24 protein-coding genes are annotated in these 21,585 nt (G+C 38.8%); 16 read left to right on the forward strand and 8 right to left on the reverse strand.

Going from position 1 to position 21,585, the window contains the following annotated elements; translation table 11 throughout:
* Position 1: 1 nt before the first annotated feature.
* The 4 genes from JK629_RS03690 to panC form a co-directional block, all read right to left on the reverse strand.
* On the reverse strand, positions 2 to 1,150 hold the full coding sequence (locus JK629_RS03690; protein ID WP_202337284.1) for an alpha/beta hydrolase: 1,149 nt from the start codon (positions 1,148 to 1,150) through the stop codon (positions 2 to 4).
* 83 nt (positions 1,151 to 1,233) lie between these two features.
* A complete protein-coding gene (locus JK629_RS03695) occupies positions 1,234 to 2,181 on the reverse strand; it encodes a lysylphosphatidylglycerol synthase transmembrane domain-containing protein (protein WP_202337285.1) in 948 nt (315 codons plus the stop codon).
* A gap of 25 nt (positions 2,182 to 2,206) precedes the next feature.
* A complete protein-coding gene (panD, locus tag JK629_RS03700; RefSeq protein ID WP_202337286.1) occupies positions 2,207 to 2,557 on the reverse strand; it encodes an aspartate 1-decarboxylase in 351 nt (116 codons plus the stop codon).
* A gap of 12 nt (positions 2,558 to 2,569) precedes the next feature.
* A complete protein-coding gene (gene panC / locus JK629_RS03705; RefSeq protein WP_202337287.1) occupies positions 2,570 to 3,415 on the reverse strand; it encodes a pantoate--beta-alanine ligase in 846 nt (281 codons plus the stop codon).
* A 130-nt stretch (positions 3,416 to 3,545) separates the two neighbouring features.
* Between panC and JK629_RS03710 the strand changes: the two genes are divergently transcribed.
* From JK629_RS03710 to glmS, 3 genes are all read left to right on the forward strand, one after another.
* Complete coding sequence (locus JK629_RS03710) at positions 3,546 to 4,355, forward strand: glycogen/starch synthase (protein WP_202337288.1); 810 nt, start codon at positions 3,546 to 3,548, stop codon at positions 4,353 to 4,355.
* A gap of 62 nt (positions 4,356 to 4,417) precedes the next feature.
* The gene (locus JK629_RS03715) at positions 4,418 to 5,959 is read left to right on the forward strand and encodes a DUF4270 domain-containing protein (RefSeq protein WP_202337289.1); all 1,542 of its coding nucleotides are present in this window, start codon (positions 4,418 to 4,420) and stop codon (positions 5,957 to 5,959) included.
* Positions 5,960 to 5,968: 9 nt separating this feature from the next.
* Positions 5,969 to 7,816, forward strand: a complete 1,848-nt coding sequence (glmS, locus tag JK629_RS03720) for a glutamine--fructose-6-phosphate transaminase (isomerizing) (RefSeq protein ID WP_202337290.1) — start codon at positions 5,969 to 5,971, stop codon at positions 7,814 to 7,816.
* A 3-nt stretch (positions 7,817 to 7,819) separates the two neighbouring features.
* On the opposite strand, the gene JK629_RS03725 is transcribed toward glmS, so the two are convergent.
* Positions 7,820 to 8,002 (reverse strand): hypothetical protein, encoded by a 183-nt coding sequence (locus JK629_RS03725; protein ID WP_202337291.1) that lies wholly within the window; start codon positions 8,000 to 8,002, stop codon positions 7,820 to 7,822.
* A gap of 136 nt (positions 8,003 to 8,138) precedes the next feature.
* Between JK629_RS03725 and JK629_RS03730 the strand changes: the two genes are divergently transcribed.
* The 6 genes from JK629_RS03730 to JK629_RS03755 all read left to right on the forward strand — a co-directional run bounded on the left by JK629_RS03730 (position 8,139) and on the right by JK629_RS03755 (position 13,388).
* On the forward strand, positions 8,139 to 8,858 hold the full coding sequence (locus tag JK629_RS03730; RefSeq protein WP_202337292.1) for a sulfotransferase-like domain-containing protein: 720 nt from the start codon (positions 8,139 to 8,141) through the stop codon (positions 8,856 to 8,858).
* A gap of 53 nt (positions 8,859 to 8,911) precedes the next feature.
* Positions 8,912 to 9,805 carry an aminotransferase class IV gene (locus tag JK629_RS03735; RefSeq protein WP_202337293.1) on the forward strand — a complete coding sequence of 298 codons (894 nt, stop codon included), beginning with the start codon at positions 8,912 to 8,914 and terminating at the stop codon, positions 9,803 to 9,805.
* Positions 9,806 to 9,972: 167 nt separating this feature from the next.
* Positions 9,973 to 11,478 (forward strand): F0F1 ATP synthase subunit beta, encoded by a 1,506-nt coding sequence (gene atpD, locus JK629_RS03740; RefSeq protein WP_202337294.1) that lies wholly within the window; start codon positions 9,973 to 9,975, stop codon positions 11,476 to 11,478.
* 76 nt (positions 11,479 to 11,554) lie between these two features.
* Positions 11,555 to 11,830 (forward strand): FoF1 ATP synthase subunit delta/epsilon, encoded by a 276-nt coding sequence (locus JK629_RS03745; protein ID WP_068762573.1) that lies wholly within the window; start codon positions 11,555 to 11,557, stop codon positions 11,828 to 11,830.
* Positions 11,831 to 11,977: 147 nt separating this feature from the next.
* On the forward strand, positions 11,978 to 12,832 hold the full coding sequence (locus JK629_RS03750) for a cupin-like domain-containing protein (protein ID WP_202337295.1): 855 nt from the start codon (positions 11,978 to 11,980) through the stop codon (positions 12,830 to 12,832).
* 40 nt (positions 12,833 to 12,872) lie between these two features.
* The gene (locus tag JK629_RS03755) at positions 12,873 to 13,388 is read left to right on the forward strand and encodes a DUF6646 family protein (protein ID WP_202337296.1); all 516 of its coding nucleotides are present in this window, start codon (positions 12,873 to 12,875) and stop codon (positions 13,386 to 13,388) included.
* A 4-nt stretch (positions 13,389 to 13,392) separates the two neighbouring features.
* Here JK629_RS03755 and JK629_RS15695 read toward each other — a convergent pair whose 3' ends face one another.
* From JK629_RS15695 to JK629_RS03770, 3 genes are all read right to left on the reverse strand, one after another.
* A complete protein-coding gene (locus JK629_RS15695) occupies positions 13,393 to 13,869 on the reverse strand; it encodes a regulatory protein RecX (protein ID WP_202337297.1) in 477 nt (158 codons plus the stop codon).
* A 60-nt stretch (positions 13,870 to 13,929) separates the two neighbouring features.
* Positions 13,930 to 15,474, reverse strand: a complete 1,545-nt coding sequence (locus JK629_RS03765; protein ID WP_202337298.1) for an Rne/Rng family ribonuclease — start codon at positions 15,472 to 15,474, stop codon at positions 13,930 to 13,932.
* A 354-nt stretch (positions 15,475 to 15,828) separates the two neighbouring features.
* Positions 15,829 to 16,119, reverse strand: coding sequence for an HU family DNA-binding protein (locus JK629_RS03770; RefSeq protein WP_014782104.1), 291 nt, complete (start codon positions 16,117 to 16,119; stop codon positions 15,829 to 15,831).
* 130 nt (positions 16,120 to 16,249) lie between these two features.
* Between JK629_RS03770 and mutY the strand changes: the two genes are divergently transcribed.
* The 7 genes from mutY to rpmA all read left to right on the forward strand — a co-directional run bounded on the left by mutY (position 16,250) and on the right by rpmA (position 21,543).
* Entirely contained in the window at positions 16,250 to 17,314 is a 1,065-nt protein-coding gene (gene mutY, locus JK629_RS03775; protein WP_202337299.1) for an A/G-specific adenine glycosylase, read from the forward strand.
* Between the two features lie 105 nt (positions 17,315 to 17,419).
* Positions 17,420 to 17,875 (forward strand): single-stranded DNA-binding protein, encoded by a 456-nt coding sequence (locus JK629_RS03780; protein WP_202337300.1) that lies wholly within the window; start codon positions 17,420 to 17,422, stop codon positions 17,873 to 17,875.
* A 21-nt stretch (positions 17,876 to 17,896) separates the two neighbouring features.
* Entirely contained in the window at positions 17,897 to 19,219 is a 1,323-nt protein-coding gene (locus JK629_RS03785) for a gliding motility-associated protein GldE (protein ID WP_202337301.1), read from the forward strand.
* The gene (gldD, locus tag JK629_RS03790) at positions 19,206 to 19,769 is read left to right on the forward strand and encodes a gliding motility lipoprotein GldD (protein ID WP_202337302.1); all 564 of its coding nucleotides are present in this window, start codon (positions 19,206 to 19,208) and stop codon (positions 19,767 to 19,769) included. The genes JK629_RS03785 and gldD overlap by 14 nt, the downstream gene beginning before the upstream one ends.
* A 92-nt stretch (positions 19,770 to 19,861) precedes the next feature.
* Positions 19,862 to 20,317 (forward strand): DUF4199 domain-containing protein, encoded by a 456-nt coding sequence (locus JK629_RS03795; RefSeq protein ID WP_225626113.1) that lies wholly within the window; start codon positions 19,862 to 19,864, stop codon positions 20,315 to 20,317.
* Between the two features lie 181 nt (positions 20,318 to 20,498).
* Positions 20,499 to 21,248, forward strand: a complete 750-nt coding sequence (rplU, locus tag JK629_RS03800; RefSeq protein WP_202337303.1) for a 50S ribosomal protein L21 — start codon at positions 20,499 to 20,501, stop codon at positions 21,246 to 21,248.
* A gap of 31 nt (positions 21,249 to 21,279) precedes the next feature.
* A complete protein-coding gene (gene rpmA / locus JK629_RS03805; RefSeq protein WP_045081398.1) occupies positions 21,280 to 21,543 on the forward strand; it encodes a 50S ribosomal protein L27 in 264 nt (87 codons plus the stop codon).
* Positions 21,544 to 21,585: the final 42 nt, after the last annotated feature.

A 21,585-nucleotide genomic window follows, 5' to 3' on the forward strand; every position in this document is an offset into this window, starting at 1 on the left:
TTTAATAGCCAAAATCAGCTTTTATCTTGTCTGCCCTGTCCAGTAATTTATCAATGGTTATAAAATCTACCTCTTCTTTATCGTAGGCCCCTTGAAAAATTTTCATTGCTTTTTTGGGTTCGCCGGTTTCTTCGTAATAGCGCCCCAAATAATAATCGCCCAATACCGTATCCGGGTATTGCCTTTTTGCCAAGGTTGCAATCTCTCGTAAAGACTCCCATTGGTTTCGTTTTTCGGCAGCAGTGGCCGTAGCGATAAAATCATTGACGCGAATGTTATTGGTAATGCCAAAAAGATCCTCTATCACTTTATATTTGTCAAGCAAATACTGGCTAATTGGCGTATCCAATTTCAATAAAACTTCAGTGAATTCCTTTTTGCTGATGGGCCTATAAACCGAAAATATTTTTTCCAAAGCATTTGGAATGCCACGACCACCCAAAGAATAGTGGGTCGCTCCATCAAAATTATCATAATAATAATTGAATGATTTGCTTTTCAAACCAGTTAACTGATTGTTGAGATCTTGGGTAGACTCCATCAAGCCTTTAATATCATCGGTTCCCGTTGCCAAATAATAAAATATTCTTCCCGGTATTGCAGGAATACGTTCAATAAGGCGCTCTTCCATCATCGGCGCCAAATCTGGGCTTAGATTTATATATCCATTTAAAAGTGGCGGATCCTTAAAAAGATAATAATTTAAAAAGTTGGCTGTGAAATCATGCCCCACACCAATAATGAATTTTGCAGTCCGGTATTTTTGATCAATATACGGTATCAATTCCAACCCGATGAATTCAAAAAATTTTGCGCCTTTGTCACCCGGCATAAATGTGTTTTCGTCGTAAGAACAATCATCATAACGAGAATCGCCCTGCATAACGCCCACTACTATGGACTCTGGCATATCTTCCCAATAACTGAAATAATCTACGTTTCCGGCAACTGGCTCAAAAAGATAATCGGCGTCCAGCACCAAAACTATAGGGTATTTTTTATCAATATTGCTGTCGTAATTTCTTGGAAGTTGAATTTTCAACCTTCGAGATTCGCCAAGTTTGGCCGAATCAAACTCTTCGTAAATAATTTGGGAAAAACAATTCAGGTTCAATAAAATGCAAAAGGCGAAAAGCAGGAATTTTTTCATTGGTTAGATTTTTTTTTTAAAACTTCGGAAAGATAACAATTTTTGAATTTGTTGTTTTGCGAAATAAAAAAATAGCCAGAAACTTAGAGCTTGAGTCGCTTTCTGTTATAAATAGGAAGTAAAATCAGCGAAAGCACGCCGAAAAAAAGAATGGACGCAATGTTTGAAATCCAAACAATCCAGCCAAAGGCAACGCCAACAGTTTTTGCAATTCCGAAAACAGTTAAAATACCTGCAACCGCTGCAGGATACGTTCCGAAACCACTATTTGTAAACGCAAATGTAAAACTGCCTACCACAAAAGTGATGATTATGGTGCCAAATGTAATATTTGCAGTATCTGGCAACGCATGGAGCGCAGTATAAAAAGATAATAAATAAAGCCCCCAAATGATAAAGGTATGAAAAATGAAAGCCCCTTTCTTGCGCATTTTCAAAATACTGAAAACACCTTCTTTTAGACCAATTACAAAGTTTTTCAATTTTTTGTTAATATTGGATTTTGAAAATTTAATGTAAAGCGGGACACATATTGCAAGAAAGACAATGCCCAAAATGATAACGTAAAAGATAGATACGGGAACATTTTCCGACATATAACCGTACAAGGCATCAAATTTTATGATTAGGGCCAAAACAGTAAAAATCAATAGAAAAAGAAGGTCTACAACTCTTTCAGAAATAATGGTTCCAAAACCTTTTTGAAAAGGAACGCCTTCGTATTTGTCCAAAATAATGCCCCTGGAAACTTCGCCGCTTTTCGGAATAAAGATATTCATCAGGTAAGCCACGGAAATTGCCATAAAATTATTGGCCAACTTGGTTTTATATCCTAACGGTTCCAACATAAAACTCCAACGATACGAGCGGGAAATATGGCTCAATACACTGAATACAACCGAAAGCAGCACAAAATAATAATTTGCATCGGCAAAATATTTCTTTGTTTCTGCAAGTTGTTGGGGGGTGAAAGATTGATAAATATACCAAATCAAGAAGACTCCCAGCCCAAGGGGAATTGCGATCTGCAAAAATTTTGAAAGGGAGCGGCCCAATTTAGCGGAGTAAGTTTGTTTCCTCGTCTGGAAAAACCAAGGCAGGTTTAAAAGCTTTTGCCTCTTCCACTTCCATTAATGCATAGGTAATGAGGATAAGCACATCACCAGGGGCTACGCGTCTAGCGGCAGCACCGTTTAAAGTGATTTCACCACTATTTCTAGGGCCAGGAATGGCATATGTTTCAAGGCGTTCGCCATTATTGTTGTTTACTATTTGGACTTTTTCGCCTTCAATAATGTTGGCTGCGTCCATTAAATCCTCGTCAATAGTGATGCTGCCAATATAATTTAGATCGGCGCCGGTAACTTTTACCCTATGGATTTTAGATTTTACTACGTGTATTTGCATGGTGCAAAGATATTAATTTAAAGGTATATTGTCGATGAGCCGGACTTCGTCCGCAAATGCTGCAATAAAAGCTCTGTACTTCGTGTCTTTGTTTTTTCGCTTTGCGGTTTTGAGTGTTTTTTCGTTTGCTATTTCGAAATATTCCAATTTCAAATGGGGATTTCGCAAAAACCGTTCCGCAACCAGAGCGTTCAATTCATTAATGGATTTGGAACTGAATTTTTCCCGGACTTCTTGTAATGTTTTATAAATGAGTGCTGCTTCTTCAAATTGTTTTGCAGTAAGTCGTTTGTTACGTGAACTCATTGCAAGCCCGTTTTTTTCTCTTAAAATGGGACACCCCACAATTTTTACAGGAATTTTTTCAATATCCACCAATTTTTTCACAATCTGCAATTGTTGAAAATCCTTTTCGCCAAAGTAGGCTGTATTTGGTTTCACGATTTTTAAAAGCTTGCTTACAATGGTTCCCACTCCATCAAAATGTCCTTTTCGGTGTTTTCCCTCCATTTCATTTTCGAGGTTTCCAAAATTGTACTTTTTCGCATATACCGAAGCATCATATAGGTCTGAAACTTCTGGCAAGTAACCAATCACATTTCCTTTTAATTTTTTTAATAGTAAAATATCATCATCGGGAGTGCGCGGATATTTTTCTAGATCTGCACTGTTGTTAAATTGTGTTGGGTTTACAAAAATGCTCACTACCACCACATCATTATCCTCTAAAGCATTCTTTACCAACGATATATGCCCTTCATGCAATGCACCCATTGTTGGCACAAAACCTATTTTGTCACTTTTTGCTACGGAAGACAAGGCTTGTACCAAGGTTTCTTTTTGGGTATGTATTACCATAAAAATTGGGTTAAGAGCGGGCAAAATTAATATATTAAAGACAATCTACATAAATTTTCGTAATTTTGCGTGTTTTTAAGCGCCTCGAGACATTGGGGCAAATTGCAAATAATTCCTAAATACCCAATAGATGAAAGATAAAAGAGTCTTGTATGTGTCTTCCGAAGTAATACCCTACCTTCCTGAGACCGAGATTTCTTCAATGTCGTTTGAAGCTCCACGCATGATTAACAACAATGGCGGACAGATAAGAATCTTTATGCCCCGCTATGGCAACATTAACGAAAGAAGACACCAACTGCACGAAGTGATCCGTCTTTCGGGAATGAACTTAGTAATCAACGATCTGGATATGCCTCTAATTATTAAAGTGGCATCTATACCCAAAGAGCGTATTCAAGTTTATTTTATTGATAATGAAGATTATTTTAAGCGTAAGGCAACCTATGCTGATGAAGAGGGAAATTTTTACAAAGACAATGACGAACGTGCCATTTTCTTCGCAAAAGGAGTAATTGAAACAGTTAAGAAATTAAATTGGGCGCCAGATATTATTCATGTCCACGGCTGGTTGGCTTCATTTCTTCCATTGTATCTGCGAAATTATTACGGTAACGAGCCCCTTTTTGAAAACAGCAAAATAGTTACCTCTGTTTACAATCAAAGCTTCGATGGAACGTTAGCAAAAAACACGATAGATAAAGTAAGGTTTGATGCCATAGATGACGAAGCCATAACTGAGCTTGAAGAACCCAACTATGTAAATCTTATGAAGATTGCAGTTAAGAATTCAGACGCAGTTATTATTGGTTCTGAGGAAATCCCAAAAGAGCTTGAGGATTTTATTAACACTCTTGATAAACCAGTGTTAAAATATCACAATATGGAAAATTTTTCCCAAGCATATTTAGATTTTTACAGCTCGAAAGTTTTAAAATAGATACTCCAACAATTTTACTGAAATGTTGACTCAATATTTCACCAAAACAATTTATAGAACAAATGAAAATTAAAAATTTGTTGCCCATTACAGGTGCTATTTTCTTTATAATAATTGTATCCTCCTCTTGTGAGAAGGATATTTCTACTTTAGGCTCTGAAGTGTTGGGAACAGAAACACCAAATGGTATTTTAGACGATTCCCAAACTGTAATAGCATACAGTCGAAAACTTGGGCCCGTACAAAGCAACAGATTGCCTGCCTATCAATTGGGCGTTTATAACGATCCCGTTTTTGGAAAATCTACCGTTAGCCTCTTATCACAATTAACCTTATCAGAAAACGATCCTATGTTTGGCGACAATGCCGAAGTAGACAGTGTTTTTGTGTATCTCCCTTATTTCAGTACAGCCACTACCGTAGATAGTGTAACCACATATGAATTGGATTCAATTTATGGAACTTCACCCATAAATATTACTATCTCTCCGTCAAATTATTTTTTAAGAGAATACGATCCCAATTCAGGTTTTGAAGAATTCCAAAACTATTATACCACCGAAGGCGAAACCTTTGAGCAATATTTGGATCCAGAGCTTACGGTGGTTGAAAATTTTATCCCCACCAAGAATGGATATATTCTTTATGAAGACACCGACGAGGAAATAGAATTACCCCCCGGGCTTCGGGTTAAGCTACCAATTGAATTCTTCCAAGAAAAAGTTATTGATATGGAAGGAACACCAGAGCTTCGAAACAGCAACAATTTTAAAAATTTTGTAAGAGGCCTTTATTTTAAGGCAAGCTCAGTATCAAACAACGGCAGTCTATTCATTTTTGACCCCTCAAAAGCCTATATTACAATATTTTATAGCTTTGACAACGAAGACGAGCCCGATGAAAGAGAAAACGGAACCTACAGACTGAATTTCAGCGGCATAAATGTAAACACCTTTGAAAACGAACTGCCCTCTCAAATTCAAAATGCCGTTGAAAATCCTAACATACAAACCGGTAATGAAAACCTCTATTTGCGCGGGGGCGATGGTATTATTTCTATTGTGGAACTTTTTGGAAAAGATGCTGACAACGATGGCGTGGCTGACGAGCTACAAACCCTTAGGGACAAAAAATGGCTTATCAATGAGGCAAATCTAATCTTCTATGTCAACCAAGATTTAATGGTTGGCGGTGCTACAGAACCTGAAAGAATTGTAATTTATGACCTAAAAAACAGTAATGTGCTGGCAGATTATAATTTTGACACTACCAATGGACTGGAACCTATAGATGCATTGAACATCCATTACGGAAAATTACAACGAGGCAGTGATGGCAATGGCCAATATTATAAAATGAAAATCACCAATCACATTAGCAATCTTATTAATAAAGACAGCACCAATGTACCGTTGGGCATTGTAGTTTCACAAAATGTACTTACTAGAACTACATCTAAACTTCAAAACCCGATGGAGCCCAATATTGAACAAGTTCCTACCAGTAGTGTAGTTTCCCCCGAGGGAACTATCCTGTATGGAAATGCGACCCAAAACCAAGAAAAAAGGTTAAAACTCCAGATTTATTATACTGAACCAAATTAAAACCCGCTTATGTGTGGAATTGTAGGCTATATAGGCAAAAGAGAGGCATATCCCATCATACTAAATGGATTGAAACGTTTAGAATACAGAGGCTATGACAGTGCAGGAATCGCGCTTTTTGATGGAACCGATATTCAACTTTGTAAGACAAAAGGAAAGGTAGCCAGTTTAGAGGAAAAAGCCGAAAATGAAATTTCACGCAAAGGCAACCTCGGTATTGGCCATACCCGTTGGGCCACACACGGGGTTCCAAATGATGTAAACAGCCACCCACATTATTCCAATAGCGGTGATCTGGTTATAATCCACAATGGAATTATCGAAAACTATGATTCCTTAAAAAAGGAATTAAAAAAAAGAGGCTATACCTTCACTTCAGATACTGATACCGAAGTTTTGGTAAACCTTATTGAGGATATCCAAAAAAACGAAAATGTAAAACTTGGAAAAGCTGTACAGATTGCATTAAATCAAGTTGTAGGCGCCTACGCAATTGCACTTTTTGACAGAAAAAAACCCGACGAAATTGTAGTTGCTAAACTGGGCAGCCCCTTGGCCATTGGTATTGGCGAAGACGAATTTTTTGTGGCCAGTGATGCTTCCCCATTTATTGAATTCACTAACAACGCCATCTATCTTGAAGATGAGGAAATGGCTATCATCCGTCTTGGCCGCGATGTAAAAGTCAGAAAAATAAAGGACGATAAATTAGTTGCACCCTACGTTCAAGAGCTTCAAATGAATCTTGAACAAATTGAAAAAGGAGGCTACGACCATTTTATGCTGAAGGAAATATACGAACAGCCTTCGGTAATAAAAGACACCTACCGCGGACGCTTACTGGCAGAAAAAGGCATCGTAAAACTTGGCGGACTTGAGGACTATATTGAAAAATTCATCAACGCAGACCGCATTATTATTGTAGCCTGTGGAACTTCGTGGCATGCCGGTTTGGTGGCCGAATATATTTTTGAGGATTTGGTGCGCATTCCCGTAGAAGTTGAATACGCCTCCGAATTCCGTTACAGAAATCCTGTTATTTCAGAGAAAGATGTAGTTATCGCCATTTCACAAAGTGGTGAAACCGCAGATACACTTGCAGCAATAAAGCTTGCAAAATCAAAAGGCGCGTTTGTTTATGGCGTTTGCAATGTTGTGGGATCTACCATTTCAAGGGAAACACACAGCGGTACCTATACCCATGCCGGCCCAGAAATTGGCGTAGCTTCCACGAAAGCATTTACCACACAAATTACAGTTTTAGCGATGATCGCGCTGCGTTTGGCCAAAGCCAAAGGTACTATTAGCCAAAGCGATTTTATGCTCTATTTACGCGAGCTGGAACTTATCCCAAACCATGTAGAAGAAGCTTTAAAGACTGACGGCAAAATTGAAGAGATTTCTGCAGTATTTAAAGATGCCCGCAATTTCCTTTATTTAGGAAGAGGGTACAACTTTCCGGTAGCTTTGGAAGGCGCTCTGAAACTAAAAGAAATTTCATACATACACGCCGAAGGCTATCCCGCCGCCGAAATGAAACACGGTCCAATCGCTTTGATTGACGAGCAAATGCCCGTAGTGGTTATTGCTATAAAAAGCGACCATTACGATAAAGTAGTAAGTAATATCCAAGAAATTAAGGCTCGAAAAGGTAAAATTATTGCGGTCGTTTCCAAGGGAGATACTGCGGTTAGAGAACTGGCAGACTATGTAATGGAAGTGCCCCACACACCAGAAGCATTGTCGCCCTTGGTTACTACCATTCCGCTGCAATTACTTTCTTACCACATTGCCGTAATGCTTGGCAGAAATGTGGACCAGCCCCGCAACTTGGCAAAATCTGTAACAGTGGAATAAATTTTAATTTAAACAATTTTCTTTATTCCGCTTTGCGAAATTTACAAGAAGTCCTTGTACAATTGAATAAGCAAGTAAAATCCCAAAAAAAGAATATTCCACATTGGCATGGCCTTTGAATAATAGAGTCGTACCAATTAAGAGTGCTGCCCAGATAAGGGCGTTTATTATAATAATTTTTTTCATTTTCCCAAATTTAATGTAATGGCCTGATTATACTTCTTCGGTTAGTGCCCAAATTTTAATTGCCATTTCCTATCTTATTGGTAAATCTTTTGAGCAAATTGTTACAAAATTCTTTTCAGTAGTTTAAATTTAAACTATGAAAGTAATTAATCTCATTTCGGGACCACGAAATCTTTCCACGGCGCTTATGTATTCTTTTGCGCAACGTGAAGATATGACGGTTTTGGACGAACCTTTTTATGGATTTTATCTGAAAAACGCTTTGTTGGAAAACGAACATCCCGCGCAAAAGGAAATTCTTCATACCATGGAATTGAGTGAAGAAAGAATAGTTGAAAACATCAATTTACTTTCAAACCAGAAAAACGTTTTCGTAAAAGGAATGGCGCACCACTATTTGACCGATTCGCCTAAATTTATTTTGAATTGGAAAAATGTGATTTTAATTCGTCATCCAAAAAAATTGATTGCCTCTTTTTCCAAAGTAATCCACTCGCCAACTTTGAAAGATATCGGCATCAAAAAAGCTTCGGAACTTTTTTTATTTCTGAAGAAAAACGGAAAAACCCCAATCGTAATCGATAGCGACGAGCTTTTGAAAAATCCCGAAGCCTATCTCAAAAAACTATGTGATTTGCTAAACATTCCATTTTCGGAAAAAATGCTAAGTTGGGAAAAAGGCGGGATTCCGGAAGATGGCATTTGGGCAAAACATTGGTACGGAAACGTTCACAATTCCGAAGGATTTGCCGTGCAAAAAAGCAGTTCACAACCTTGTCCAAAACATTTGGCACCTTTGCTGAAAGAAGCGTTGCCTTACTACGAAACTTTGAAAAATAATATTTTAAGTAATTGAAGTTTTAATATAGAAACTCCATAACTCATAACTCATAACTCATAACTAAAATAATGCTTCAAAAATCCAACCCCAAGAACGACAACATTCAAGTATTTATAAAAGACAAACTATATCCGCGAAGCGAAGCAAAAGTTTCGGTTTTTGACAGCTCAGTACAGGGCGGCGATGCCGTTTGGGAAGGGTTGCGCGTGTATCCCGAAGGTGTGGTTTGCTTGGACAAACACTTAACCCGCTTACAGGAATCTGCCAAAACATTAATGTTTGCAGACATTCCTTCGAAAGAATTCGTCAAAAAAGCTATAAAAGAAACGCTCGAGGCAAATGGAATGAATGACGACACACACATCCGTTTGACTTTGACGCGTGGGGAAAAAATAACCAGCGGCATGGACCCAAGGTTAAACCAAAATGGCTCCTGCCTCATTGTTTTGGCAGAATGGAAACCGTTGGTGTACGATAATGATCACGGCATAAAAGTAATCAGCACGAGCCAGCGTCGAAACTCTCCGCAGTTTTTGGACAGTAAAATACACCACAACAATTTGCTCAATAATATTATCGCGAAAATACAGGCAAACGTCGCTGGAAAAGATGCCGGTTTAATGCTTGACGATCGCGGTTTTATTGCAGAACTGAATGGAAGCAATCTTTTTATGGTGAAAAACGGAAAGGTGTTTACCCCTTTTGGTCACGCTTGCTTGCCCGGAATCACTCGAAATTCCGTGATTGAAATGTGCAAAAAGCACAACATTGAAATCATTGAAGCAGACATCACCCTTTCACAATTCTACAATGCCGATGGCGTTTTCGCAACGGGAACTATGGGCGAACTTACGCCCGTTGTTGAAATTGACGGGCGCAGCATTTCCAAAGATGATTTGCTTCAGAAAAAAATTATTACACTTTTCGGGAAAGAAGTTAGAGGTTTATGTGAAAAGCTTTAATTAATAAGAGTTAAGGGGATATATAAGTTGTTATTGCTTTTCCATAATAACATCAAATTTTTTAAAGATTTCCATTGCAAATTTCATTCAGAAAAAACTATCTTTGCACCGTTCAAAACAGGGGTGGTATTTTCACCCTTAGATAACTATAAAATAAACAGTTACTCATGTCACAAAGTACAGGAAAAGTTGCACAGATTATTGGCCCGGTAGTTGACGTTGCGTTTGATAGCGGCTCGGAACTTCCAAAAATATACGACTCTTTGGAGGTAAACAACAACGGAAACCTTTTGGTTCTTGAAGTTCAATCGCACATTGGTGAAAACATGGTCCGCACCATATCAATGGATTCAACTGATGGTCTTAGCCGCGGCGTAGCTGCAGTTGCAACCGGAGCGCCAATCCAAATGCCAATAGGCGATGATGTTTATGGCCGACTTTTCAACGTAATCGGTGATGCCATCGATGGTATCGGAAATCTGCCCAAAGCGGGCGAAAATGGGCTTCCAATTCACCGTGAGGCTCCAAAATTTGAGGATCTTTCAACTTCTACCGAAGTTCTTTTCACCGGTATTAAGGTAATTGACCTTATTGAGCCTTACGCAAAAGGAGGTAAAATTGGTCTTTTTGGTGGTGCTGGTGTGGGTAAAACGGTACTTATTCAGGAGTTGATTAACAATATCGCTAAAGGCCACGGTGGTCTTTCTGTATTCGCTGGTGTAGGTGAACGTACTCGTGAAGGGAACGATTTGCTTCGCGAAATGCTTGAGTCTGGTATTATAAAATACGGCGACGACTTTATGCATTCCATGGAAAATGGCGGATGGGATCTTTCAAAAGTTGACAAAAAAGCAATGAAGGAATCCAAAGCTACTTTCGTTTTCGGACAGATGAACGAGCCACCTGGAGCACGTGCGCGTGTGGCGCTTTCAGGTCTTACCATTGCTGAGTACTTCCGTGACGGAGCTGGCGAAGGACAAGGAAAAGACGTACTTTTCTTCGTAGATAACATTTTCCGTTTTACACAAGCAGGTTCTGAGGTTTCTGCACTTCTTGGGCGTATGCCTTCAGCGGTGGGTTACCAACCAACTTTGGCAACAGAGATGGGTGCGATGCAGGAGCGTATTACTTCAACAAAAAGAGGTTCCATTACCTCAGTACAGGCGGTTTACGTACCTGCGGATGACCTTACGGATCCAGCACCGGCAACAACCTTTGCCCACTTGGATGCTACAACCGTACTTTCACGAAAAATTGCTGAGCTTGGTATTTATCCAGCGGTGGATCCTTTGGATTCTACTTCACGTATTCTTACAGAATCAATCCTTGGTAAAGAACATTATGCTTGTGCCCAAAGAGTAAAAGAGCTTTTACAGCGCTATAAGGAATTACAGGATATTATTGCCATTCTTGGTATGGAAGAACTTTCCGAAGACGATAAATTGGCCGTAGGTCGTGCACGTCGTGTTCAGCGTTTCCTTTCACAACCTTTCCACGTTGCTGAGCAGTTTACCGGTATTCCTGGAGTTTTGGTTGATATTAAAGAAACAATCAAAGGTTTCAATATGATTATGGATGGCGAATTGGATCATCTTCCGGAAGCAGCCTTCAACCTTAAAGGAACCATCGAGGAAGCAATTGCCGCAGGTGAGAAAATGCTTGCTGAAGCTTAAAATAGTAATTAGAAGTTAGTATTGAGTATTTAGACTTTTACTCAATACTAATTTCTCAATACTCAATACTAAAAATATGTACTTAGAAATAGTAACCCCAGAAGCGTCCTTAGTGGCCGGAGAAGTTGAGAGCATCACCGTTCCCGGTGTGGAAGGAGAATTCCAAATGCTGAACAACCACGCTCCTATTGTTTCCGTTTTGCAGGAAGGAAAAGTGAAATTTAAAGGAAATCCAACCATTGCGGAAGGTTTTCAAAAGAAATTTACGCAGGAAGACGGCAAATGGGTACTGCAAATTTCTGGCGGCACTGTCGAATGTAACAACAATCGTGTGATGGTTTTGGCTGACTAATCAGCTGAAAATTCCAAATAATATAAAATCCCAAATTCCATAAATAGGAGTTTGGGATTTTTTTGTTTTCTTTAAACCCTTAAAGTTATATTAACATTGACCCAAACAATTCCCTGAGATTTGTAAATTTGCCAGTTCAGGAAAATTATGCAACTACAGCAAATAGATAGGGTAAAAACCATTACCAAAGAAGATTTTCTAAAAAATTACTTTAAGCCTCAAAAACCCGTTGTAATTGAAAGGTTTATTGAGGACTGGCCTGCATTTTCAAAATGGAATCTAGATTATATGGCCAATGTGGCCGGCGATAAAACGGTTCCACTTTACGACAACCGCCCGGTGAGCCACAAAGACGGGTTTAATGAACCCCACGCCAAAATGAGAATGCGTGATTATGTGGAATTGCTTAAAACCGAGCCCACGAAGTACCGTATCTTTCTTTGGAATATTTTAAAGGAGGTTCCGCAGCTTCAAAAAGATTTTGAGTATCCGGATTTTGGGCTGAAACTTATGAAAGGCCTGCCCATGCTTTTCTTCGGCGGAAAGGATTCATACACGTTTATGCATTACGATATCGATTTGGCAAACATTTTTCATTTCCACTTCGAAGGAAAAAAAGAAGTGATCCTTTTTGACCAAAAACAGAACGATTACCTCTACAAAATTCCGCATTCATTGATTACTCGAGAAGATATTGACTTTCATAATCCAGATTATGAAAAATGGCCGGCGTTGAAAAAAGCGGAAGGTTATATTGCCAACTTGGAACATGGAAACGTGCTGTATATGCCCGAAGGTTATTGGCACTATATGCGTTACATGACTCCTGGTTTTTCAATGAGCTTACGCGCCATTCCGAGAAATCCAAAGAACTTGGCTAAAGCTGTTTATAACATAGCCTTTATGCGCTATTTCGATCAATTGATGCGAAAACTGAAAGGCCAAAAATGGATCGATTGGAAGAATAAACAGGCAATTCTTCGAACCCATAAAGCGCTTTGATTTCTTAAGAATTCAGTATCTTTCCTTTAATTTTTCAAAAATGAAAGTCTTCGTAACAGTTTTTGCGCTTCTTTGTTTTCAGCTAACTTTTTCACAAGCATATTCGGGTCAGGGAGACGTTAAATTTCAGATTGGTGCCAATTTTCAAAATAACGGCACCGGCATTATGGGAAGCCTTGATTTTGGTGTAGGCGAAAATATTTCGCTCGGCGTGGCCTCTTCCTATCTTTTGGGAATTGATAAAATTACAAATGCAGATGGCGAAGAAGAGCCGTTTGCAAAATTTGAGGATCGCTTTGATTTTCGGGCTCGCTTCAATGCAAACCTTGGTAGCGTGATAAATGTAGATGAAAACTTTGATGTCTATCCCGGACTTTACGCAAGTCTCAAAAACTTCGGCGGCCATTTGGGCGCACGGTATTTCTTTACTAGTGGCTTTGGGATTTTTACTGAAGTAAGTGTTCCCATTTCAAAATACAATACCGATGCGTTAAGTCCTGCGGAAAAGCTTCATAATCAGGTTTCGGTGAATATTGGGGCTTCGTTTAATATTTAAAAATCTATTTGGAAATCTCTCCCACTTTTCCGTACACCAACTCCGGTTCCCACCCGCGATAAAAAAGATAATCGGCCAGCTTTTTTCGCTTTTTCTGAAGATTTTTTTCCGCATTCAACTGTTGCAACCGCTTTTCTGCCAAAGCTTCAAAAATTTTGTAATATTCTGAATCCGGTATTTCCCTTAGGGCAATCTGAATGTTGTATTTTGATATTTCGCGCCGCTTTAATTCATTCACGATCCTATTTCTTCCCCACTTTTTGGTTCTAAATTTTCCCCGTGCAAAAGCTTGTGCAAAGCGCGTTTCATTTAAAAAATTGTTTCGTAATAAATGATCAATTATTTGGTCTACAGCTTCCGGAATCATCCGCATTTCATACAGTTTTTGATTCACTTCTTTATGGCAACGTTCCTGATAGGTACAATAGCGTTCCATTCGCTTGGTAGCTTCCTCAACGGTGTATGTTTTGTGTGTGTTCAAACTGGAAGTAAAACTAACAAAAAAACCCCTTCCGAAGTAAGTCTTCAAAAGGGGTTTTGGTTATTTTATCAATTCACCATCTTTATCGTGAAAGTGATATTCGAGATACGTATATGCATCTCGAGGTTGGATTTTTACCCATTTTTTGTGCTCTAAAAACCATTTGGTACGCACACTCGGGAAACCTTTGGTTAAAAAGGCCGCTATAAAAGGATGCGTATTGAGCGTTATCTTTTTATAGTCTTTTTTGAAAAGGCGTTTTACCTCTTCGTTAATTCTATTTATAACGATGATAGGTGCTTCAATCTCGCCGTCGCCTCCATAACTGGGGTCTTCTTCGCGAGTTTTTATGTTCATCTCTGGCCTAACTCGTTGGCGGGTTATCTGTATCAACCCGAATTTGCTGGGTGGAAGAATTTTGTGCTTTGCCCTGTCATCCTTCATTTCTTCGCGAAGGTGGTTGTAAAGCTGCTTGCGGTGATTGGCGTTTGCCAAATCGATAAAATCCACCACAATAATTCCTCCCATATCGCGCAACCTTAGCTGTCTTGCCACTTCAGTGGCTGCAATCATATTCACTTCCAGCGCGGTGCCTTCCTGTGTTTTTTGCTTGTTGCTTCGGTTACCGCTGTTCACGTCTATTACGTGCATTGCTTCGGTGTGTTCTATAACTAGGTAAGCGCCTTTGCTACCTGATACTGTTTTTCCGAAGGAAGTTTTAATCTGCCGTTCAATTCCGAATTTTTCAAACATCGGAACATTGCTGTCATAAAACTTTACGATATTGTCTTTTTTCGGTGCAATTTCCTGCACATAATCTTTTATTTGCAAGTAAAGGGTTTCATCGTCAATATGTATTGCAGAGAATGAATCGTTAAACATATCGCGGATGATGGATGCGCCCCTGTTTAGCTCGCTCAGCACTTTTGAAGGGTGGTGCGCCCCTTGTAGCTTCTTACACATCGCCGTCCAGCGGTCCATAAGGTTCTGTAAATCTTTGTCCAGTTCTGCTACTTTTTTGCCCTCGGCTACGGTGCGTATAATTACGCCAAATCCTTTAGGTTTTATACTTGTAATCAAGCGTTTTAACCTGTCTTTTTCTTCGTTGCTTTCTATTTTTTGTGAAACAGAAACGCGGTCTGAAAACGGAACCAAAACAATATATCTTCCGGCTATGGAAAGCTCGGAGCTTATACGTGGACCTTTTGTGGAAATGGGTTCTTTTACAATTTGAACCAAGATGGATTGATTGCTTTTTAGGGCATCATTTAAGTTGCCATTCTTATCAATCTCTTTTTCGAATGGAAAATTATTTAAGGTGTAATCCTTTAACTTACCTGAGCTTACGCTTTTCACAAATTTCAATTGCGAAAGCACTTTTGGCCCGAGATCGTGATAGTGTAAAAAACCATCTTTCTCGTAGCCCACATTTACAAAGGCGGCGTTTAGGCCCGGGACTGTTTTACGTATTTTGGCAAGAAATATGTCGCCAACGGTAAAATTGTTGTCCTCTTCCTCTTTGTGGAGCTCTATAAGCTTTCCATCCTTTAATAGGGCAAAATCAACTTCTTGTGAACCGGACCTAATAAATAATTCGTAGTTCACGTTACATTAATTTTGTTGTCCCGAATTCAATTCGGGACTAATTAAACAATATTTTTCACAGATTTCATATAAAAATCCGGCGAAACTGCACCCAAACCAAAAGCCGGCTGTTGCAATCTCATTTTCAAAGAACGATTTTTCGTTTGTTTTATTCGGAAATAGCGCCAAAAAAGCAAAATTTCCAAAACACTTTTAAAACAGAAAAAGTAGTTTAGAAACTACTTTTTCTTTTTGTGGCGGTTAGCGCGACGTCTTTTCTTGCGCTTGTGAGTCGCTACCTTATGTCTTTTTCTTTTTTTACCACTTGGCATACTAAAGTCTTTTTTAATGTTCCAAAAGCGGAACGGGTTAGAATTATTTTACGTCCACGTTGGTCTTTACACCTTCAACAAAAACTTTTGCAGGTTTAAAGGCCGGAATATTGTGAGCTGGTATTTTAATCGTTGTGTTTTTTGAGATGTTTCTTCCTGTTTTCTCAGCTCTTGTTTTAATAATAAAGCTTCCAAAACCTCTTAAATACACATTGTCTCCACCTTCCAAAGAATTTTTCACTTCTTCCATAAAGGTCTCAACTGTAGCTTGTACTTCATTCTTTTCCATTCCTAGCTTTTCTGAAATCTTTGCTACGATATCTGCTTTCGTCATTACTTATAAATTTTAATTAATTATTCTTTTACTAGATTTTTTTTAGAGACCGCAAATATACATATTTTAAAATCAATAATTCAAACCTTAATCCTTTAAAATTTAATGGGATATAGATTAATTTTACCCAATGCCAAAAATAAAGCTTGATTTTTCCAACAAACTCATTACGTGGTATTTACACAACAAACGTGACTTGCCATGGCGGAATACCGCAAATCCGTACCACATATGGCTTTCTGAAATTATGCTGCAGCAGACACGTGTTTTGCAGGGTTTGCCCTACTATTTAAAGTTTATTGAAGCCTATCCAAAAGTGGAAGATTTAGCGACTGCAACCGAAGAGGAAGTACTGAAAAACTGGCAAGGACTGGGCTACTATTCGAGAGCACGCAATCTGCATGCAACCGCAAAATGGATTTCGGAAGAATTTAACGGTGTATTCCCAAACAACTACCAGGATTTATTAAAATTAAAAGGCGTGGGCGATTATACCGCCAGTGCAATCGCCAGCATTTCATTTAACCAACCCGAAGCGGTTGTGGATGGAAATGTATATCGTGTGCTATCCCGGGTTTTTGGAATTTCCACTCCTATTAATATAGGCCCAGGGCAAAAGGAATTTAAAAAGCTTGCGCAACAATTGATAGACACCACCCAGCCCGGCATATACAACCAAGCGATTATGGAATTTGGCGCGCGGTACTGTGTACCACAAAACCCCGATTGCCCCAACTGTATTTTTAATGACAGTTGCATAGCTTTTCAGCAAAAAAAAGTGGCGGAGCTTCCGGTGAAAATAAAGGGAAAACCGGTGAAAAAAAGATATTTCAACTATTTGGTAATCCTTTCGGAAAACGAACGTACCATGCTGCAGCAACGTCTCGGAAAAGGAATATGGCACAAGCTGTATGAATTTCCTTTGATTGAAACTTCGGAAGAAATCACCCTTGCCGTTTTAAAAAAACTTCCACAGTTTCAAGATTTTTCAAAAAAGCTGAATATTGAAAATATTTCCCTTTTTAATGAAAAACCAGTTGTCCACAAACTTTCGCACCAACATTTATATACGCGCTTTTGGATTGTTGAAACTTCGGAAGCAAGTGAAAGCACAATCCCAATATCTGACGTAAAAAATTATGCAGTCCCTGTTTTGATAGAAAATTTTGTTTCAGAGTTTTTTGAAAATTATTGATTTTGCCCTTTTTATTATGCGAAAAATCAGTTCATATAAAAACTTAAAAATTGATTATATTTAAAACGCAAAATTTACCTTTGCATAAATTGAAAAGTTACAATTATGAGTGCAACATTGAACAAAGTAATGTTGATTGGGCATACCGGCGATGATGTGAAAATGCATTATTTTGAAGGCGGAAACAGCTTGGGCCGTTTCCCCCTTGCTACCAATGAAACATATACAAACAAAACGACAAACGAACGTGTAACAAATACAGAGTGGCACAACATCGTGGTTCGGAACAAGGCTGCCGAAATCTGTGAAAAATATTTAAAAAAAGGCGATATGGTCTATATTGAGGGCCGCCTAAAAACCCGTAAATGGCAAGATGACAAAGGAATGGATAGATACAGCACCGAGATTCATTGTACCGATTTTACGTTCTTGACACCTAAGGGCGAGAGCAATAACACGGGCAGCGGCATCACAGGACAAGCTTCCCAAAAGCCACAGTCATCGTCAGCGCCCCAAAACAATACTTCAGTTTCTGAAGAAGAGGATGATCTTCCTTTTTAATGTTTAACTAAAACCAATACCTTGGACACGGAGCCCCCTGGTTTACTTTTCTTTTTTAATGTTTTGGATGTTGCCCAAATAACAAGTGGCGTAATGCTGGTTGTTCTTTTAGCCTGTTCGGCCCTTATTTCTGGTGCCGAGGTGGCTTTCTTTTCTTTAACTTCCTCTGATTTTGAAACCAACGAAGAAAAAACAATTGCAAAAAAACTGGGCATTGTCCAGCGCTTGCTCGCACGGCCAAAGAAATTGCTGGCCACTATTTTGGTCGCCAACAATTTTATAAATATCGCCATCGTGCTACTTTTTGATTCCCTGAGCGATGATCTGTTTTCGGGAATTGAATCAAATTTTTACGGAATTGACGTTCGCTTTATTCTGGAAGTGGGTGTGGTAACGTTCTTTATTTTGCTTTTTGGTGAAATCCTTCCGAAGATATACGCCAACCGTAACCGAATCTCGTTTGCAGTATTTATGGCACAACCGCTGAACGTTTTAGACACTTTACTCTCGCCAATTAGTTTACCGATGCGCTCCGCTACTATTTATCTTCACGACCGCTACGGAAAACAGAAATCGAACATCAGTGTAGATCATTTATCGCAAGCGCTCGAACTTTCCAACCAAGATACCACTTTTGAGGAGCAGAAAATTTTGCAAGGAATTGTGACCTTCGGAAATACCGACACCAAACAGGTGATGAAAAACCGGATGGATATTTTTGCCCTGAACGAGGAGCAGCCTTTTAAGGAAATTCTGCCCGAAATTATCCAGCACGGCTATTCGCGCATCCCTGTTTACAAAGATAGTATGGACAACATTACGGGTATTCTATATGTGAAGGACTTGATACCTTATACAGACCGTAAAATATTGGACTGGAAAACACTTAAACGTGAAGCGTATTTTGTTCCCGAAAACAAAAAACTGGACGATTTGCTCAATGAATTCAAGCAAATGAAGATGCACCTTGCCATTGTTGTGGATGAATATGGAGGCACCAGCGGGTTAATTTCTTTGGAAGATATTATCGAAGAAATTGTGGGAGAAATAAGCGACGAGTTTGACGATGAAGATTTGATTTTTTCAAAGTTAGATGACAATACGTTCGTTTTTGAAGGGAAAACCCCGTTGAAAGATTTTTATAAAGTGATAAAACCAGAGGATCCCGAGATTTTTGAAGAGGAAAAGGGAGAGGCCGAAACACTTGCCGGTTTCCTCTTGGAAATTTCAAAAGGATTTCCAAAAAAAAACGAAGTAATATCTTTCCACCATTATGCGTTTACCATTGAAGCGTTTGAAGGCAAACGCATCAAACAAATAAAACTTTCCATTGAAAATAAATAGTTACATTTTCCTTTTAATTTCCAACTTTTTCATCTTTGCTTCCTGTGAGGACGATGTTTTGGTGAAGCCTTCAGCTATGCTGCGCCTGGATTACCCAAAACCTGAATACCGTACTTTGAATACTGACTGTCCCTATTCTTTTTCAGTAAATAAAAACACTACAATTTTCAACAAAAAAAAATGTGGGACAAACATCTATTACCCAGAAATGAAGGCCACTCTGTATATAACCTATCAAGGCGTTCGGAATAACAATTTGGACTCCTTGCTGCAAGACGCCCAAAAACTGGCTTACGACCATACCATAAAAGCAAATAGCATACCTGAGCAACCCTATGTAAATCCAGACAAAAAGGTTTATGGCATGTTTTATATGATAAATGGAAACGCCGCTACCCAAGCTGAGTTTTACGCAACCGATAGCACTAACCATTTTTTGAACGGCGCCCTTTATTTTGACGCCAAGCCAAATTTCGATTCCATATATCCTGCAGTGGTTTACCTGCGCGAGGATATTCGGAAGTTGATGGAGACAATCACTTGGAAATAAAACCGTTTCAGCTCTCTTGGAAAAAAAGTTAACAATCCATTTGTAAAAGGTTCAGCAAGTTTTTGTAACTTTTGACTGTAAAACCCATAATTATGTTTAAAGTATATTCCCGTTACGGCGTATGGATTGCGATAGTTCTTATTGCATATTTTCTTATTTTAAAATTATTTGGCCTTCACCAATACCCAGTATTGAGCTCATTGAATGGGCTAATTTTTGGTTTTGGAATATACATGGCCCTAAAAAAATACACCTCCCGAAAAAGCAAGTTTCACTATGAAAAGGGATTTGAGGTAGGTTTGCTTTCTGGCGGAATAGCCTCTATACTCTTTACAATTTTTATGGCTGTTTATATGTATCAAATAGATGCCGAATTTGCCGAAAACATTATGGATGTTTGGAACTTAGAATACGATATGGGAACCCTCATGCTCGTACTATCTATTTTAATAATGGGCTTTTCTACCACTTTAGTTTTAACACTTGCTTTTATGCAACTTCTCAAAAATTCCTGGAATACCCAAGACGGGAATCGAAACACCTTTTAAAAAAACGTTACCCAAAGCAGAATGAGGTACCAAAACTAAAACCAATAGAATATCTGAACAATTGGCTTTTAAAAGATTAAATAAAAATACTTTGTTGTTTCCTTTTTAAAAATTATATTTGCACCCGCTTTTACCGGACGGTAGAAGCATTTTGTTTAACTAATTTTATAAACGATTCGCTATGTACGCAATTGTAGAGATAGCAGGGCAGCAAGTAAAAGTTGCGAAAGACCAAAAGGTTTTTGTAAATCGTTTGCCAGTAGAAGAAGGAAAAAAAGTGTCTTTTGACAATGTACTTCTTATTGGTGACGGAGACAACATAACCATTGGCGCCCCGGCTATAAACGGCGCTCAAATAGGAGCCAAAGTCGTAAAGCACCTTAAAGGTGACAAGGTTATAGTTTTCAAAAAGAAAAGAAGAAAAGGTTTCCGTAAGAAAAACGGACACCGTCAGTATCTTTCTGAAATCATAATCGAGAGCATTGTAGCTTCAGGAGCTACTCCTGCTAAAAAGGAAGAGGCTAAAAAAGCCGCTCCAAAAAAAGAAACCAAAGCAGCCGCTCCAAAAGCAAAAGCTGAAACCAAAAAAGTCGAACCAAAATCCAAAAAAGATGTTGAAGTAAGCGAAAACTTGGTGACACGTGCAGAGCACCGCGCTGAAGACGCACAAATCGAAATAAACATCGATAAAGTGCTCCACAGCATTGGTACTGCAACCAAAGCTGAGGCAGATGATTTAAAACAAATCAACGGTATTGGCCCAGCCTACGAAGCTAGACTTAACGAAGTAGGCATCTATACTTGGGAGCAGATCAGTAAGCTTAAAGCGGCAGACCGCGAAGAGCTTTCAGCAATCGACGGAATTACCCGCGATAAGATTGAAGCAGACGAGTGGGTTAAGCAAGCGAAGGAATTGTTGAAAAACAAATAAACCGAAATCATTAATTAAAAAAGTATAAACCATGGCTCACAAAAAAGGAGTTGGTAGTTCCAAAAACGGTCGCGAATCAGAATCGAAACGTCTTGGCGTTAAGATTTTCGGAGGACAGGCTGCTATTGCAGGAAATATCATCGTAAGACAAAGAGGATATACGCACCACCCAGGTGAAAACGTATATGGTGGTAAAGATCACACTTTACACGCACAAGTGGATGGTGTTGTAAAATTTACCAAAAAGAAAGATAACAAGAGCTACGTTTCTATCGTTCCGAACGCTGAGGCTTAGTAATACACTTGTTTGATAATAAATAAAAACCTTCACGTTAAT

This window comes from Aequorivita iocasae (assembly GCF_016757735.1).
Taxonomy (GTDB): Bacteria; Bacteroidota; Bacteroidia; order Flavobacteriales; family Flavobacteriaceae; genus Aequorivita; species Aequorivita iocasae.

Excerpts from the sequence above, each read along its gene's own strand:
- JK629_RS03690 (WP_202337284.1), bottom strand. The coding sequence starts at position 1,150 with ATGAAAAAATTCCTGCTTTTCGCCTTTTGCATTTTATTGAACCTGAAT.
- panD (WP_202337286.1), bottom strand. The coding sequence starts at position 2,557 with ATGCAAATACACGTAGTAAAATCTAAAATCCATAGGGTAAAAGTTACC.
- panC (WP_202337287.1), bottom strand. The coding sequence starts at position 3,415 with ATGGTAATACATACCCAAAAAGAAACCTTGGTACAAGCCTTGTCTTCC.
- JK629_RS03710 (WP_202337288.1), top strand. The coding sequence starts at position 3,546 with ATGAAAGATAAAAGAGTCTTGTATGTGTCTTCCGAAGTAATACCCTAC.
- JK629_RS03715 (WP_202337289.1), top strand. The coding sequence starts at position 4,418 with ATGAAAATTAAAAATTTGTTGCCCATTACAGGTGCTATTTTCTTTATA.
- glmS (WP_202337290.1), top strand. The coding sequence starts at position 5,969 with ATGTGTGGAATTGTAGGCTATATAGGCAAAAGAGAGGCATATCCCATC.
- JK629_RS03725 (WP_202337291.1), bottom strand. The coding sequence starts at position 8,002 with ATGAAAAAAATTATTATAATAAACGCCCTTATCTGGGCAGCACTCTTA.
- JK629_RS03730 (WP_202337292.1), top strand. The coding sequence starts at position 8,139 with ATGAAAGTAATTAATCTCATTTCGGGACCACGAAATCTTTCCACGGCG.
- JK629_RS03735 (WP_202337293.1), top strand. The coding sequence starts at position 8,912 with ATGCTTCAAAAATCCAACCCCAAGAACGACAACATTCAAGTATTTATA.
- atpD (WP_202337294.1), top strand. The coding sequence starts at position 9,973 with ATGTCACAAAGTACAGGAAAAGTTGCACAGATTATTGGCCCGGTAGTT.
- JK629_RS03745 (WP_068762573.1), top strand. The coding sequence starts at position 11,555 with ATGTACTTAGAAATAGTAACCCCAGAAGCGTCCTTAGTGGCCGGAGAA.
- JK629_RS03750 (WP_202337295.1), top strand. The coding sequence starts at position 11,978 with ATGCAACTACAGCAAATAGATAGGGTAAAAACCATTACCAAAGAAGAT.
- JK629_RS03755 (WP_202337296.1), top strand. The coding sequence starts at position 12,873 with ATGAAAGTCTTCGTAACAGTTTTTGCGCTTCTTTGTTTTCAGCTAACT.
- JK629_RS03770 (WP_014782104.1), bottom strand. The coding sequence starts at position 16,119 with ATGACGAAAGCAGATATCGTAGCAAAGATTTCAGAAAAGCTAGGAATG.
- mutY (WP_202337299.1), top strand. The coding sequence starts at position 16,250 with ATGCCAAAAATAAAGCTTGATTTTTCCAACAAACTCATTACGTGGTAT.
- JK629_RS03780 (WP_202337300.1), top strand. The coding sequence starts at position 17,420 with ATGAGTGCAACATTGAACAAAGTAATGTTGATTGGGCATACCGGCGAT.
- JK629_RS03795 (WP_225626113.1), top strand. The coding sequence starts at position 19,862 with ATGTTTAAAGTATATTCCCGTTACGGCGTATGGATTGCGATAGTTCTT.
- rplU (WP_202337303.1), top strand. The coding sequence starts at position 20,499 with ATGTACGCAATTGTAGAGATAGCAGGGCAGCAAGTAAAAGTTGCGAAA.
- rpmA (WP_045081398.1), top strand. The coding sequence starts at position 21,280 with ATGGCTCACAAAAAAGGAGTTGGTAGTTCCAAAAACGGTCGCGAATCA.